13 protein-coding genes are annotated in these 16104 nt (G+C 62.2%); 10 read left to right on the forward strand and 3 right to left on the reverse strand.

Annotation, left to right across the window (positions count from 1 at the left end; all coding sequences use genetic code 11):
- Positions 1–5: 5 nt before the first annotated feature.
- Together JV201_RS20860 and JV201_RS20865 are read right to left on the reverse strand one after the other, a co-directional pair.
- On the reverse strand, positions 6–3068 hold the full coding sequence (locus tag JV201_RS20860; RefSeq protein WP_134327094.1) for an efflux RND transporter permease subunit: 3063 nt from the start codon (positions 3066–3068) through the stop codon (positions 6–8).
- A 13-nt stretch (positions 3069–3081) separates the two neighbouring features.
- Complete coding sequence (locus JV201_RS20865; RefSeq protein ID WP_219405998.1) at positions 3082–4209, reverse strand: efflux RND transporter periplasmic adaptor subunit; 1128 nt, start codon at positions 4207–4209, stop codon at positions 3082–3084.
- Between the two features lie 241 nt (positions 4210–4450).
- On the opposite strand from JV201_RS20865, the gene JV201_RS20870 reads away from it, so the two are divergent.
- Together JV201_RS20870 and JV201_RS20875 are read left to right on the forward strand one after the other, a co-directional pair.
- Positions 4451–5056, forward strand: a complete 606-nt coding sequence (locus JV201_RS20870; RefSeq protein WP_003210590.1) for a TetR/AcrR family transcriptional regulator — start codon at positions 4451–4453, stop codon at positions 5054–5056.
- Between the two features lie 211 nt (positions 5057–5267).
- Positions 5268–5726 (forward strand): transposase, encoded by a 459-nt coding sequence (locus JV201_RS20875; protein ID WP_177008365.1) that lies wholly within the window; start codon positions 5268–5270, stop codon positions 5724–5726.
- A 64-nt stretch (positions 5727–5790) separates the two neighbouring features.
- Here the strand turns inward: JV201_RS20875 and JV201_RS20880 are convergent, their stop codons facing one another.
- On the reverse strand, positions 5791–6231 hold the full coding sequence (locus tag JV201_RS20880; protein WP_003210592.1) for a heme-binding protein: 441 nt from the start codon (positions 6229–6231) through the stop codon (positions 5791–5793).
- Between the two features lie 267 nt (positions 6232–6498).
- On the opposite strand from JV201_RS20880, the gene gcl reads away from it, so the two are divergent.
- The 8 genes from gcl to JV201_RS20920 all read left to right on the forward strand — a co-directional run bounded on the left by gcl (position 6499) and on the right by JV201_RS20920 (position 15986).
- Positions 6499–8274, forward strand: coding sequence for a glyoxylate carboligase (gcl, locus tag JV201_RS20885; RefSeq protein WP_003210593.1), 1776 nt, complete (start codon positions 6499–6501; stop codon positions 8272–8274).
- A gap of 10 nt (positions 8275–8284) precedes the next feature.
- Positions 8285–9067 carry a hydroxypyruvate isomerase gene (hyi, locus tag JV201_RS20890; RefSeq protein ID WP_003210594.1) on the forward strand — a complete coding sequence of 261 codons (783 nt, stop codon included), beginning with the start codon at positions 8285–8287 and terminating at the stop codon, positions 9065–9067.
- Positions 9068–9243: 176 nt separating this feature from the next.
- Positions 9244–10134: a 2-hydroxy-3-oxopropionate reductase gene (locus tag JV201_RS20895; protein WP_003210595.1), complete on the forward strand. Its 891-nt coding sequence runs from the start codon at positions 9244–9246 to the stop codon at positions 10132–10134.
- 178 nt (positions 10135–10312) lie between these two features.
- Entirely contained in the window at positions 10313–11608 is a 1296-nt protein-coding gene (locus tag JV201_RS20900) for a glycerate kinase (protein ID WP_003210596.1), read from the forward strand.
- Positions 11598–13013 carry a pyruvate kinase gene (pyk, locus tag JV201_RS20905; protein ID WP_003210597.1) on the forward strand — a complete coding sequence of 472 codons (1416 nt, stop codon included), beginning with the start codon at positions 11598–11600 and terminating at the stop codon, positions 13011–13013. The genes JV201_RS20900 and pyk overlap by 11 nt, the downstream gene beginning before the upstream one ends.
- A 129-nt stretch (positions 13014–13142) precedes the next feature.
- On the forward strand, positions 13143–14018 hold the full coding sequence (locus tag JV201_RS20910) for an urea transporter (RefSeq protein WP_219405999.1): 876 nt from the start codon (positions 13143–13145) through the stop codon (positions 14016–14018).
- 31 nt (positions 14019–14049) lie between these two features.
- The gene (locus JV201_RS20915; protein WP_008434745.1) at positions 14050–14874 is read left to right on the forward strand and encodes an ion transporter; all 825 of its coding nucleotides are present in this window, start codon (positions 14050–14052) and stop codon (positions 14872–14874) included.
- Positions 14875–14981: 107 nt separating this feature from the next.
- The gene (locus JV201_RS20920; protein ID WP_003210600.1) at positions 14982–15986 is read left to right on the forward strand and encodes a sulfate ABC transporter substrate-binding protein; all 1005 of its coding nucleotides are present in this window, start codon (positions 14982–14984) and stop codon (positions 15984–15986) included.
- Positions 15987–16104 lie beyond the last annotated feature (118 nt).

A 16104-nucleotide genomic window follows, 5' to 3' on the forward strand; every position in this document is an offset into this window, starting at 1 on the left:
TGCCATCAGACCGCTTCAGCCGGGCGGCGGCTGAAGCGCTGCCCCAGGCCGTGCATGGCGAGGAAGATCACCGGCGTGGAAAACAGCGTCAGCAACTGACTGAGCAACAACCCGCCGATAATCGCGATGCCCAGCGGGTGACGCAGCTCCGAACCAATCCCCGTACCGAGCGCCAGCGGCACCGCGCCGAACAGCGACGCCATGCTGGTCATCAGGATCGGCCGGAACCGCAACTCTGCCGCCTGGCGGATCGCGGCCGTGGGGCTCAGGCCGCCCTCGCGTAACAACTCCAGGGCAAAGTCGACCATCATGATGCCGTTTTTCATCACGATACCGATCAGCAACACAATGCCGATCAGGCCGATGATGTCGAACTGCGTGCCCGTCACCAGCAGCGCCAGCAAGGCCCCGAGCGCTGCCGAGAGCAGCGTCGAAAGGATCGTCACCGGGTGCACGAAGCTCTCGTACAGAATCCCCAGCATCAGGTACACCACCACAATCGCCGCCACCACCAGGAACACCTGGTTGGACAGCGACTGTTCGAACGTCGCCGCCGCGCCTTCCAGGTTGGCCTGCACCGACAGCGGCAAGCCGACCTTGGCCTCGATGTCCTTGAGCCGCGTCACAGCCGTGCCAAGGGTCTGGCCCGGAGCAAGGTTGAACGACACGTCGGCATACGGAAACTGACCCAGGCGGTTGATGGTCACGGGCGTACGCACCACCTGCATGGTCGCCATGCTCGACAGCGGCGCCACACCGCCACCGGGAATGTCCACGTACAACCCGGTGAGCAGGTCCGGCAAGTTGCGCGGCGGATGGTCGGTGGCGATCACCACGTGGTACTGGTTGAGCTGGGTGTAGATCGTCGAGACCTGGCGCTGGCCGAAGGCGTCATACAGCACGTCGTCAATCGCCTGGGGCGTGATACCCAGGCGCGAGGCGGTGGCGCGGTCAAAGGTCAGCTGGATCTGATTGCCGAATTGCATCGCCTGGCTTTGCACGTCGGTGAACATCGGGTCTTGCTTGATCGCCGCCAGCAGCTTGTTGGTCCACTGCTCCAACTCGTCCGGGTCGGTGGCTTGCAGGCCCAGCCGGTAGCTGGTGGTGGACACCGTGGCGTCGAGGGTCAGGTCCTGTACCGAGTGCAGGTACAGGCGGATCCCGGCGTCGTCGGCGTTGGCATCGGAGAGCCGGCGGATCACCTCGGTGGCACTGTCGCGCTCGCCGCGGGGCTTGAGGTTGATCAGCAGGTTGCCCTGGTTGATGGTCGGGTTGGTCTGGTCGATCCCGACGAAGGACGACAGGCTTTGCACCGCCGGGTCCTTGAGGATTCGCGCGGCCAGGCGCTGTTGTTCGGTCTGCATCTGCTGGAATGAAACCGTCGGCGCCGCCTGGGAAATACCCTGGATCAGCCCGGTGTCCTGGTCGGGGAAAAAGCCCTTGGGCATGATCACCAGAATCATCAGGGTCAGCGCGGCGGTGAGCGCTATCGAGATCAGGGTCAAGGTGCGGTGCGCCAACACCCAGTCAAGGCCACGCACGTAGTGGGTGTTGATGCGGTCGAAGAAATCCGCGCGGCGTTCCTGGTGCTTATTCTTGAGCATCCGCGCGCACATCATCGGCGTGAGGGTCAGGGAGATGAACGCCGAGATAACGATGGTCACGGCCACGGTCATGGCGAATTCGCGGAACAGCCGGCCGACTACATCGCCCATGAACAGCAGCGGGATCATCACTGCAATCAGCGCAATCGACAGCGAAATAATCGTGAAGCCGATTTGCTCCGACCCCTTGAGCGCCGCCTCCAGCGGCGAGTCGCCCGCCTCGATATAGCGTGTGATGTTTTCGATCATCACGATGGCGTCGTCCACCACGAATCCGATGGCGATAGTCAGCGCCATCAGTGTCAGGTTGTTCAGGGAAAAGCCCAGCGCATAAGCCACCGCCAGGGTGCCCACCAGCGTCAGCGGCACGGTGACTGCCGGAATAACCGTCGCCGCAACGTCGCGCAGGAAAATGAAAATCACGATCACCACCAGCAGCACCGCCACCGCCAGTTCGTACTGCACATCGGTGACCGAGGCGCGGATGGTTTGCGTGCGGTCGGTCAGCACATCGACCTTCAAGGTACCCGGCAAACTGGCCCGCAGCTTGGGCAGCAATTGCTGCACGCGGTCGACCACCTGGATCACGTTGGCGCCTGGCTGGCGCTGGATGTTCAGCACAATCGACGGCGTGCTGTTGGTCCACGCAGCCTGACGCGGGTTCTCCGGGCCCTGGGTGGAACTGGCGATCTGCGACAGGCGAATCGGCGCGCCATTTTTATAGGCGATCACCAGGTCGCGGTATTCCTCGGCCGATTGCAGCTGGTCGTTGGCACCAATCGAATACGCCTGGAACTTGCCGTCGATATTGCCCTTGGCCTGGTTGACGTTGGCCGTGCCGAGGGAGGTGCGCAGGTCATCAATGGACAGGCCGAGGCTATTGAGCGCCGAGGTATTCGCCTCGACCCGCACCGCCGGGCGTTGGCCGCCGCTGATGGTCACCAGGCCGACGCCGGTGATCTGCGAGATCTTCTGCGCCAGCCGTGTATCCGCCAGGTCCTCGACCTTGGTCAGCGGCAACACATCGGAGGTCAGGGACAGGGTCAGCACCGGCGCATCCGCCGGATTGACCTTGCTGTACACCGGCGGGTACGGCAGGTTGGCCGGCAGGAAGGTGCCGGCGGCGTTGATCGCGGCCTGCACTTCCTGCTCTGCCACGTCCAGGGACAGCGACAGGTCGAATTGCAGGGTCACCACCGAAGCGCCGTCGGAGCTGGTGGAGTTCATCGACTTGAGGCCCGGCATCTCGCCGAGCTGGCGCTCCAGCGGCGCGGTGATCGAGGAGCTGACCACGTCCGGGCTGGCGCCGGGGTATTGGGTGAAGACCTGGATGGTCGGGTAATCGACTTCGGGCAACGCCGACACCGACAACAGGTGATACCCCAACATCCCCAGCAACAGCACCGCGACCATCATCAAGGTGGTGGCGACGGGACGTTCGATAAAGGGCCGCGAAATGTTCATGCTCGGCAGCTCCTCACTGGGCGACGACCTTCACCGCCGAACCGTCATCCAGTTTGTCGGCGCCTTCGGTGATCACCTGCTCGCCTGGCTTGACGCCGTTCTCGAGCACCGCCGACACATCGCCCATCGATGGGCCGGTCTTGATGTTGCGCAGGCTGGCCTTGTCGCCATTCACCACGAACACAAAATCGCCCTTGCTGCCATGCTGGATCGCCCGGGTGGGCACCACGGCAACCTGGGCCAGGGTGTCGGCCTTCAGGCGCGCATTGACGAACTGGTTGGGGAACAGCGCACTGCCCGAATCATCGAACTGCGCCTTGACCTTGATGGTGCCGGTGGAGGTGTCTACCTGGTTGTCCAGGGCCAACAGGCTGCCGGTGGCCAGCAGGGCTTTCTTGTTGCGGTCGTAGGCCAGCACCGTCACGACGCCACGGCCCAGGGCCTGGTTGATTGCACCCAGGTCGTCCTCGGGGACCGCGAACACCACGGTGGCCGGGTTCATCTGGGTAATCACCACGATGCCGGTGGTGCTGGTGGTGGTGACGTAATTGCCGGGGTCGACCAGGCGCAGGCCCACCACACCGTCGACCGGCGAAGTGATGGTGCAGTAGCCGACCTGCACTTCAAGGTTCTGCACATTGCCCTGGTCGGCAGCCACGGTGCCCAGTTGTTGCTGGACCAACGAGGCCTGAGTGTCGACGGTTTGCTGGCTGGTAGAACCGGCCTTGACCAGTTCGCGGTAGCGCACCAGATCGCGCTGAGCATTGCTCAACACAGCCTGGTCGTGGGCCAGGGTACCCTTGGCCACGGCCAGTTGGGCCTTGAGGGCGCGGTCATCGATCCGCGCAATCACCTGGCCCTTGCTGACGTGCTGGCCTTCCTTGAATTCCACGCTGCTGAGGATGCCATCGACCTGGGTGACCACGGTCACACTGCGGGTGGGGGTGACGGTGCCGAGGGCATCGATATACACCGGCACGTCCTGCAACACCACCGGCACCACGGCCACCGGTTCGCCGGTGGCGGGAGGCCGGCCTTTGTGCCCGCCTGCAAAGAAGTGCAAACCCAGGGCAATCAACAACGCTACCAGTAACGACGTGCCAACGGCCCAGGCGAACGTACGTCGTCTGCTTTTCTCCACGGGTTTCTCTCTCGAACGCCGAAAACAGGAAGCGGTGGCCAGGCTAAATGGCCGCTCGCTGCCTGAACTCTAGCAGCGCGCTGGAGCTGTGCCTGTACGACCGTGAATGCGTTCAGCATCAAGACAGACAAAGTCAGCTGGGCGCCCCGCCATGCAAGGGCTGCGGCGGGATTCTTGAGCCCTGCGCAAAGCCGGTGCTACCATGCCAGACCGCCTGTCTTGGCAAGGAACCTCCTGGTCTATGAGCACCATTCGCGAGCGCAACAAAGAACTGATCCTGCGGGCTGCCAGTGAGGAGTTTGCCGACAAGGGCTTCGCCGCGACCAAAACCAGCGACATCGCCGCCAAGGCCGGGCTGCCCAAGCCCAACGTCTACTACTACTTCAAGTCCAAGGACAACCTCTATCGCGAGGTGCTCGAAAGCATTATCGAGCCGATCCTGGCGGCCTCCACACCGTTCAATCCTGATGGCGACCCTTCGGCCGTGCTGAGCGGGTACATCCGCTCGAAGATCTGCATCTCCCGGGATTTGCCGTTTGCCTCGAAAGTGTTTGCCAGTGAGATCATGCACGGCGCCCCGCATTTAAGCCCCGAGCAGGTGGAACAGCTGAATGCCCAGGCCAAGCACAACATCGACTGCATCCAGAGCTGGGTGGACCGTGGGCTGATTGCGCCGATTGATCCGCATCACCTGATGTTCAGCATTTGGGCGGCGACGCAGACGTATGCGGATTTTGACTGGCAGATTTCGGCGGTGACCGGGAAGGCGAAGTTGGATGAAGCGGATTATGAGGCGGCGGCGCAGACGATTATTCGGTTGGTGTTGAAGGGGTGTGAGCGGGACTGATAGACCGCAGCGTCTTCAAGATTCGCGAGCAAGCCCGCTCCCACATTTGAATTTGTGCCAGACATAAATTGTTTAAACGCCGCAGATCCAATGTGGGAGCGGGCTTGCTCGCGAAAGCGCCCTCCCAGACACATCCTGCACAAAGCCAAACCATCATCTCCAGATTCCCCGATCTAGCCTCTCAGAACCCCACCTGAAGAGAGGCAAAGGAATGCCTGATCCAGCTGCTTCACATCGCCTGCGAATCGGGCGATTCAGCGAGTCCAACCGCATCTACCTGATCACCACCAACACCCACGAACGCGCGCCGATATTCAGTGATTTTTATCTCGGCCGCCTGGTGGTCTGGCAATTCCGGCTCGCCCAGTATCAAGGGCTGGCGAACTCCCTGGCCTGGGTGGTCATGCCCGACCACTTTCACTGGTTGATTGAGCTGCAAAAAGGCTCATTGGGAGACCTGATGTGCCAGGTGAAGTCCAAAAGCACTCGAACCGTTAATGGCGCTACGGGCCGCAAAGGGCGGCTATGGCAAACCAGCTTTCATGATCGTGCGCTGCGCAAGGACGATGACTTGGTGAAGATGGCTCGGTATGTCGTGGCCAACCCATTAAGAGCAGGGTTGGTGGAGCGGATTGGCGACTATCCGCTGTGGGATGCGGTTTGGGTTTAGGTCCGGGACCGAGTCGCCCCTTTCGCGAGCAAGCCCGCGAAGAGGCCCGCCCAGTCACCTCACATCAAGCAGTAACCCCCGCATCCGCCAACAACCCCAACCCCTCGATCGCACTGATCGCACACTGCTCGTCAATATCCGACGTATCCCCGCTGATCCCGATCGCTCCCAGCACCACACCCGCCTGATCCCGGATCAACACCCCGCCCGGCGCCGGCACCACGCTGCCCTGCCCCAGGCTGTTCAGCGCGGCAATAAACGCCGGCCGTTGCTGTGCGTCCAGCGCCAGCAAGCGCGAGCCCTTGCCCAGGGCTATCGCACCCCAGGCCTTGCCAATCGCGATCTGCGGGCGCAGCAGGCTCGCGCCATCCTCGCGCTGCAACGTTATCAAATGCCCGCCGCTGTCGAGTACCGCAACGGTCAGCGGTGCCGCCGAAATGGTGCGGCCTGCCGCGATGGCGTGGCTGGCCAGGTTGACTGCGACTTTCAAGGTTAAAGCGCTCATGGGTGCCGTCCTTATCTTGTTATGGGAAAGCCGTGGGGCTCTGTCTGATCAGAAGCTCGATCAAACAAATAGAACACAATAGATTTATTTTTTGTATACAATATTTCAAAACATACGCACCACACGTCGAAATATACCCGTCCATAAGCCTTCCGACGAACGTAAAGGCCACCCAAGAAAATGGATTGACCTGCCCCGCTCGCCGTGAATACACTTCGGACCAACACCACTTGTATACAATTACAAAACGCAAGAGGCACCAAAACCATGAGCAAAATGAGAGCAATCGAAGCCGCTGTCCTGGTGATGCGCCGTGAAGGGGTCGACACCGCCTTCGGTATCCCGGGCGCCGCGATCAACCCGCTGTATTCGGCCTTGCAGAAGGTCGGTGGCATCGATCACGTCCTTGCTCGCCACGTTGAAGGCGCCTCGCACATGGCCGAGGGCTACACCCGCACCAAGGCCGGCAATATCGGCGTGTGCATCGGCACCTCGGGCCCGGCGGGCACCGACATGGTCACCGGCCTGTACAGCGCCTCGGCGGACTCGATCCCGATCCTGTGCATCACCGGCCAGGCGCCACGGGCACGCATGCACAAGGAAGACTTCCAGGCCGTCGACATCACCAGCATCGTCAAGCCGGTGACCAAGTGGGCAACCACCGTCCTGGAACCCGGCCAGGTGCCGTATGCCTTCCAGAAGGCCTTCTATGAAATGCGTTCCGGGCGCCCGGGCCCGGTGCTGATCGACCTGCCATTCGACGTACAAATGGCCGAGATCGAATTCGATATCGACGCCTACCAACCACTGCCCCTGGCCAAGCCTTTGGCGACCCGTATCCAGGTGGAAAAAGCCCTGGCCCTGCTGGACCAGGCCGAGCGCCCATTGCTGGTGAGCGGTGGTGGCGTGATCAACGCCGACGCCAGCGAACTGCTGGTGGAATTCGCCGAGTTGACCGGCATCCCGGTGATCCCGACCCTGATGGGCTGGGGCACGATCCCGGACGATCACCCGCAGATGGTGGGCATGGTCGGCCTGCAAACGTCCCACCGTTATGGCAACGCCACGATGTTGAAATCGGACGTGGTGCTGGGCATCGGTAACCGCTGGGCCAACCGTCACACCGGTTCGGTGGAGGTGTACACCGAGGGCCGCAAATTCATTCACGTGGACATCGAGCCGACGCAAATCGGCCGCGTGTTCACCCCGGACCTGGGCATCGTTTCCGACGCCGGCTCTGCATTGACCATGTTCATTGAAGTGGCCCGCGAGTGGAAAGCCGCCGGCAAGCTCAAGGACCGCAGCGCCTGGCTCCACGATTGCCAGCAGCGCAAGGCCACCCTGCACCGCAAGACCCACTTCGACAACGTGCCGGTCAAGCCGCAACGGGTGTACGAAGAGATGAACCAGGTGTTCGGCAAAGACACCTGCTACGTCAGCACCATCGGCCTGTCGCAGATTGCCGGCGCGCAGTTCCTGCACGTCTACAAACCACGCCACTGGATCAACTGCGGCCAGGCCGGCCCGCTCGGCTGGACCATTCCGGCGGCACTGGGTGTGGTCAAGGCGGACCCGACCCGCAACGTCGTGGCACTGTCCGGTGACTATGACTTCCAGTTCATGATCGAAGAGCTGGCCGTGGGCGCACAGTTCAAGCTGCCGTACATCCACGTGGTGGTGAACAACTCCTACCTGGGGCTGATCCGCCAGGCCCAGCGCGGGTTTGAAATGGACTACTGCGTGCAGCTGTCCTTCGACAACCTCAACGCACCGGAACTCAACGGTTACGGCGTCGACCACGTGGCCGTCGCCGAAGGCCTGGGTTGCAAGGCCCTGCGGGTGTTCGAGCCGGGCCAGATCCAGCCGGCACTGCGCAAGGCCCAGGAAATGATCGAAGAATTCAAGGTTCCGGTGATCGTTGAGATTATTCTGGAACGGGTGACCAATATTTCCATGGGCACCGAGATCAACGCCGTCAACGAATTCGAAGATCTGGCACTGGTGGGCAACGACGCGCCGACTGCCATTTCACTGCTCGATTAAGGAGAACCCCATGCCGCGTTTTGCCGCCAACCTGTCCATGCTGTTTACCGAACAGGACTTTCTTGCCCGTTTCAAAGCCGCCGCCGATGCGGGGTTCAGTGGTGTGGAATACCTGTTTCCCTATGAATTCAGCTCAGCTGAAATCAAGGCGCAACTCGATGCCCACGGCCTGACCCAAGTGCTGTTCAACCTGCCGGCCGGTGACTGGGCCAAGGGCGAACGCGGCCTGGCCTGCCACCCGGACCGGGTCGAGGAGTTCCGTGCCGGGGTCAACCTGGCCATCGCCTACGCCCAGGTACTGGGCAATACCCAGGTCAACTGCCTGGCGGGGATTCGCCCGGCCGGCGTGGATGACGCGACGCTTGAAAAAACCTTCGTCGCCAACCTCAAGTACGCCGCCGACAAGCTGCAGGCGGTGGGCATCAAGCTTGTGATGGAGATGATCAATACCCGCGACATCCCGGGCTTCTACCTGAACAACACGGCGCAGGCCCTGTCGATTCGCGAGCAGGTGGGCAGTGCCAACCTGTTCCTGCAATACGACATCTATCACATGCAAATCATGGAAGGCGACCTGGCCCGCACCATGGCTGCGCACCTGGGTGAGATCAACCACATCCAGCTGGCGGACAACCCGGGGCGCAACGAGCCGGGCACCGGTGAGATCAACTACCGCTTCCTGTTCGAACATTTGGACCGCATTGGTTATCAGGGTTGGGTCGGCTGTGAGTACAAGCCGTTGACCACCACCGAAGCGGGTTTGGGTTGGCTCAAAAGCCACAACGCGATCTAACTGAACAAACACAGCACCCAATGTGGGAGCGGGCTTGCTCGCGAAAGCGGTGGATCAGTCGACATCAATGCTGAATGTCGGCCCCCATTCGCGAGCAAGCCCGCTCCCACAGTGGATCTCCTGTGTTTAGCAGGCCGCGCCAGGCCTGCACACCTAACAATAAGAGGATTTTCGTCATGGCTAAAATCGGATTTATCGGCACCGGCATCATGGGCCAACCCATGGCTGCCAACCTGCAAAAGGCCGGTCACCAACTGTTTCTTTCCGAGCATCACGGCAAGGCGCCGGCTGAACTGATCAGCGCTGGTGCGGTGGCCCTGGCCAACCCGCAGCAAGTGGCCCAGGAAGCCGAATTCATCATCGTCATGGTGCCCGACACCCCGCAGGTCGACGATGTGCTGTTCCGCGCCGACGGCGTCGCCGCAGGCCTTGGGCCGAACAAAGTGGTGATCGACATGAGTTCGATCTCGCCCACCGCCACCAAGGCCTTCGCCGCAAAGATCAACGAGACCGGCGCACGTTACCTCGACGCCCCGGTGTCCGGTGGTGAAGTCGGTGCCAAGGCCGGCACCCTGAGCATCATGATCGGCGGCGACCCGCACACCTTCGAACGCGCCCTGCCGCTGTTCCAGGCCATGGGCAAGAACATCACCCTGGTGGGCGGCAATGGCGATGGCCAGACCGCCAAGGTGGCCAACCAGATCATCGTTGCGCTGAACATCCAGGCGGTGGCGGAAGCGCTGCTGTTCGCCTCGAAGAACGGCGCCGACCCGGCCAAGGTGCGTGAAGCACTGATGGGGGGTTTTGCTTCGTCGAAAATCCTCGAAGTGCATGGCGAGCGCATGATCAAGGGCACCTTCGATCCGGGCTTCCGCATCAACCTGCACCAGAAGGATCTGAACCTGGCCCTGGCCGGTGCCAAGGAGCTGGGGATCAACCTGCCGAACACCGCCGGCACGCAGCAGGTGTTCAGCACCTGCACCGCCATCGGTGGCGGCAACTGGGACCACTCGGCGCTGATCAAGGGCCTGGAACATATGGCGAATTTTTCGATTCGCGATAAATAACCCCCGTTGAAATGCGATCGAATGTGGGAGCGGGCTTGCTCGCGAAAGCGGTGTATCAGTCAGCATGGATGTCGAATGGTAGACCGCTTTCGCGAGCAAGCCCGCTCCCACATTTTTGACCGCATTTCACATCGAATTTGATGCACCCCTAATAACAAGAATCCCCGGGAGCCCGCTTATGTCGGTCGATCCGCAACACCTGCTTCGCGAGCTGTTTGCCACAGCCATCGACGCCGCCCACCCCCGGCAAGTCCTCGAACCCTATCTGCCCGCCGACCGCAGCGGCCGTGTCATCGTGATCGGCGCCGGCAAAGCCGCCGCCGCCATGGCGCTGGTGGTGGAAAACTGCTGGCAAGGCGAAGTCTCGGGCCTGGTGGTCACCCGCTACGGCCACGGCGCACCCTGCAAGAAAATCGAGGTGGTCGAAGCCGCGCACCCGGTGCCGGACGCCGCAGGCCAGGCCGTGGCCAAGCGTGTGCTGGAGCTGATCAGCAACCTGGGCGAAGACGACCGCGTGATCTTCCTGCTCTCCGGCGGCGGCTCTGCACTGCTCGCCCTTCCGGCCGCCGGCATCACCCTGGCGGACAAGCAAGCGATCAACAAGGCCCTGCTCAAATCCGGCGCCACCATCGGCGAGATGAACTGCGTGCGCAAGCACCTCTCGGCGATCAAGGGCGGGCGCCTGGCCAAGGCAAGCTGGCCTGCCACCGTCTACACCTACGCGATTTCCGATGTGCCGGGCGACCAGGCCACGGTCATCGCTTCCGGCCCCACTGTTGGCGACCCCAGTACCTCGCAACAGGCGCTGGCGATTCTCAAGCGCTACCAGATTGAAATCCCGGCGTCGGTGCGCACCTGGCTGCAAAGCCCGGAGTCGGAAACCGTCAAGCCCGGGGACCCGGTGCTCGCCCGTAGCCATTTCCAACTGATCGCCCGTCCGCAGCAATCTCTCGAAGCGGTGGCGGTGAAAGTCCGCCAGGCCGGTTTCAGCCCGCTGATCCTCGGCGACCTGGAAGGCGAAGCGCGGGACGTGGCCAAGGTGCACGCCGGTATCGCCCGGCAAATCATCCAGCACGGCCAACCCCTGGCGGCGCCTTGCGTGATCCTCTCCGGCGGCGAAACCACCGTCACCGTACGCGGCAATGGCCGTGGCGGACGCAACGCCGAATTCCTGCTGAGCCTCACCGACAGCCTCAAGGGCCTGCCCGGCGTCTACGCCCTGGCGGGTGACACCGACGGCATCGACGGCTCGGAAGACAATGCCGGCGCGATCATGACGCCCACCAGCTACGCCCGCGCCGAAGCCCTGGGCTTGAGCGCCAGTGACGAGCTGGACAACAACAATGGCTACGGTTACTTCGCGGCCCTCGACGGCTTGATCATCACCGAGCCGACCCGCACCAACGTCAACGATTTCCGCGCCATTCTGATTCTTGAAAGCCCTGAAAGAGAGTCCCCTGAACATGACGCCTGATAAGAAGGTCAAGATCCTCGCCACGCTGGGCCCGGCCACCGACAGCATCGACGACATCCGCGAGCTGGTGGAAGCCGGGGTGAATATCTTTCGCCTGAACTTCAGCCATGGCGATCATGCCGACCACGCCCAACGCTACCAGTGGATTCGCCAGGTGGAGCGCCAGCTCAATTATCCCCTCGGCATCCTGATGGACCTGCAAGGGCCGAAGCTGCGGGTGGGGCGTTTTGCCGAAGGAAAAGTGCAACTGATTCGCGGCCAGGCCCTGCGCCTGGACCTCGACCCGACACCCGGTGATCAGCGGCGAGTCAACCTGCCCCACCCGGAAATCATCGCGGCCCTGCAGCCCGGCATGGACCTGCTGCTGGACGACGGCAAGCTGCGCCTGCGGGTGATCACCAAGCACGCCGATGCCATCGACACCACCGTGCTCAATGGCGGCGAACTGTCGGACCGTAAAGGCGTGAACGTACCCCAGGCGTTGCTGGAGCTCAGCCCGCTGACCGCCAAGGACCGCCGCGACCTGAGCTTCGGCCTGGAACTGGGAGTGGACTGGGTGGCGCTGTCGTTTGTGCAACGCCCGGAAGACATCCGCGAAGCCCGCGAGTTGATCGGCGACAAAGCGTTCCTGATGGCCAAGATCGAGAAGCCCTCGGCGGTGCAGCGCCTGCAGGAAATCGCCGAGTTGAGCGACGCGATCATGGTCGCCAGAGGTGACCTGGGGGTGGAAGTGCCGGCGGAAAGCGTGCCGCAAATCCAGAAGGACATCATTGGTGTGTGCCGCCAGTTGGGTAAACCGGTGGTGGTGGCCACGCAGATGCTTGAATCCATGCGCTTCTCCCCGGCGCCGACCCGTGCCGAAGTCACCGACGTGGCCAACGCAGTGGCGGAAGGGGCGGATGCGGTGATGCTGTCGGCGGAAACCGCTTCCGGTGAATACCCGTTGGAGGCCGTGCTGATGATGAGCAAGATCATTCGCCAGGTGGAAAATGGCCCGGATTACCAGACCCAGCTGGACGTCAGCCGGCCCAAGGCGGATGCCACGGTGTCGGACGCCATCAGCTGTGCGATCCGCCGTATCAGCAGCATCCTGCCGGTGGCAGTGCTGGTGAACTACAGCGAGTCGGGCAGCTCCACCTTGCGGGCGGCGCGGGAACGGCCGGCGGTGCCGATTCTGAACCTGACACCGAACCTGTCGACGGCGCGACGCTTGAGCGTGGCGTGGGGCGTGCATTCGGTGGTGAACGATCGGCTGCGGCAGGTGGATGAGGTGTGTTCCACGGCGTTGGAGATTGCCCAGGCACAGGGTATGGCGGAGCGTGGGGATACGTTGGTGATTACTGCTGGGGTGCCATTCGGGCAGCCAGGGTCGACCAATTCGTTGCGGATCGAGACATTGATCTAATCCCCTGTGGCGAGGGAGCTTGCTCCCGCTGGACTGCGCAGCAGGCCCATCTTTTGGGGCCGCTGCGCGCCCCAGCGGGAGCAAGCTCCCTCGCCACAAGATTCGGTGCTTTCCTGCAGATTATTGATCATGCCCAACCAACCCTGCCCCGACTGGGCCGAAGCCCTGCTCAACGGCTTCAGCCAGATATTCCTGCAGCGCCACCCGCTGTGTGGCCTGCTCTGCCTGCTGGCGATCCTGATCGGCGCCCCGGCCCTGCTCGGCGGCGCGCTGCTGGGCGGTGTCGCCGGCTTGCTGACCGCCCAACGCCGCGGCTATCCCAAGGCCGAACGCCAGGCCGGTCTCTATAGCTACAACGGCGTGCTGCTCGGCTTGCTGATCAGCCAGCACTTCAGCTGGTCGGCACTGCTGCCGCCGTTGATTCTCGCCTGCGGTGGCCTCAGCGCAATCCTCACCCGCCAGTGGCTCAAACGCGCCGCCAACCCCGATGACCTGCCCGCCTACACCGCACCGTTTGTGGTACTCGGCTGGCTGCTGCTGGGCACCACCGCGCCCGCCGCATTTGCCGCCAGCGAACCCCGCACCTGGGCGCTACTCTGCGCGCCGTTCACAGGTCTGGCCCAAGTCATCCTGATGGACCACCCCCTCGCCGGCCTGCTGATCGCCCTCGGTCTTGTAATAGCCAGCCGCCGCGCGGCCTTGTGGGCGCTGACCGGCGCGAGCCTCGGCGTGTTGATCGCCCTGTTGATGGACGAGCCCGCCGGCGCCCTGCTCGGCCTGCACAGCTATAACCCGGCGCTGGCCGCCCTGGCCCTCAGCCAGTATCGTCGCCAACCCTGGCTGCCGCTGATCGGCATCCTGCTGGCGATCATCCTCACGCCCGGCTTCACCGGCCTGAACCTGCCCGCGCTGACCGCGCCGTTTATCCTCGCCACCTGGCTGGTGCGCGCCAGTCAGCGGGTGATGCAGAAAACCTGCATGGACAGCCCCTTCGAATCCCCCTAGGCTTCGCTGATCTTCGATTCAGGCGACTTCCATGGACAGCAACAAGCACTGGCGTGAGCGTCTCTACGTCATGGTTTTCCAAAGTGACACCCCGGCCGGCCGACGCTTCGACAGCACCCTGTTGCTGATCATTCTGGCCAGCCTGGTGATCGTGATCCTCGACAGCATCCAGGCAGTCCACGACAACTACGCCAACGTGCTGGCCTATATCGAGTGGGGCTTCACCATCATCTTCGCCATCGAATACGGCCTGCGGCTGTATTGCTCGCCCAAGCCGTTGCGCTATGCCTTCAGCTTTTATGGGCTGGTGGATTTGCTGGCGATCGTGCCCGGGATCCTCGCGCTGTACTACAGCGACGCGCAGTACCTGCTGATTATCCGAATCATCCGGATGCTGCGGATTTTCCGCGTGCTCAAGCTCGGCCCGTACCTCAAGCAGGCCAACTACCTGATGTCGGCGCTGCGGGGCAGCAAGCAGAAGATCGTGGTGTTCCTGGTCAGCGTCTGCACCCTGGTCACGGTGTTCGGCACCTTGATGTACGTGATCGAAGGCCCGGAGCACGGGTTTACCAGCATTCCCAAGGGCATCTATTGGGCGATCGTCACCCTGACCACCGTGGGCTTTGGCGATATCGTGCCGAAGACCCCGCTGGGCCAGGTGATTTCGTCGCTGGTGATGATCACCGGTTATTCGATCATCGCGGTGCCCACCGGGATCTTCACCGCCGAACTGGCCAACGCCATGCGCGGTGAGCAATTGCAAACGGATTGCCCGGTGTGCAAGAAAAACAGCCATGAGCCCAATGCAGCGTTTTGCTCACGGTGTGGCAGCGCGCTTTTCAAGAAACTGGAATAAGCAAAGTTCTTTTTAATCTTTAAGCGACTATGCGCCCCCCCGTTATAGTCGCTGGCATATTGCCCCCATGCGTTTCAAAAACCTTCTCGAACAACAAGGAATGAGCAGTGAAAAAACTCGTTAGTGCCTCTCTCCTGGCCGCCGGCCTCGCACTGGCTGGCGTCGTCCAGGCCGCCCCGGTCACCCTGCTCAACGTCTCCTATGACGTGATGCGTGACTTCTACAAGGACTACAACGCCGCCTTCCAGAAGCACTGGGCCGCCGAGCATCCAAACGACAAGCTGACCCTGCAGATGTCCTTCGGTGGTTCGAGCAAACAAGCGCGCTCGGTGATCGACGGCCTGCCGGCTGACGTGATCACAATGAACATGGCCACCGACATCAACGCCCTGGCGGACAACGGCAAACTGGTGCCGGACAACTGGGTTACCCGCCTGCCGAACAACAGTGCGCCGTTCACTTCGGCCACGGTGTTCATCGTGCGCAAAGGCAACCCGAAAGCCCTGAAAGACTGGCCGGACCTGCTCAAGGATGGCGTGCAAGTCATCGTGCCGAACCCGAAGACCTCCGGTAACGGCCGCTACACCTACCTCTCGGCCTGGGGTTATGTGCTGAAAAACGGTGGCGACGAAGAGAAGGCCAAGAAGTTTGTCGGTGACCTGTTCAAGCACGCGCCCGTGCTGGACACCGGTGGCCGTGCCGCTACCACCACGTTCATGACCAACCAGATCGGCGACGTGCTGGTGACCTTTGAGAACGAAGCAGAAATGATCGCCCGTGAATTCGGCCGTGATCAGTTCGAAGTGATCTACCCGAGCGTTTCCGCAGAAGCTGAGCCGCCAGTGTCGATCGTCGACAAAGTGGTCGAGAAGAAAGGCACCAAAGTGGCTGCCGAGGAATACCTGAAGTACCTGTGGTCGCCGGAAGGCCAGGAAATTGCCGCCAACAATTACCTGCGTCCACGTGACCCGAAAGTGCTGGCCAAGTACACCGACCGTTTCCCGAAAGTCGACTTCCTGTCGGTAGAGAAGACCTTTGGCGACTGGCGCACCGTGCAGAAGACCCACTTCAATGATGGCGGGGTTTTTGACCAGATCTACTCCGGGCAGTAATCCGCACCCTGATCGCTGATCGTTCCCACGCTCCGCGTGGGAATGCATCACAGGACGCTCCGCGTCCAAGCCGCGCCGCAAGACCTGGACCGTGCGCAATGGGGACGCAGAGCGTCAC

Source organism: Pseudomonas sp. Colony2 (genome assembly GCF_019382755.1).
Classification (GTDB): domain Bacteria; phylum Pseudomonadota; class Gammaproteobacteria; order Pseudomonadales; family Pseudomonadaceae; genus Aquipseudomonas.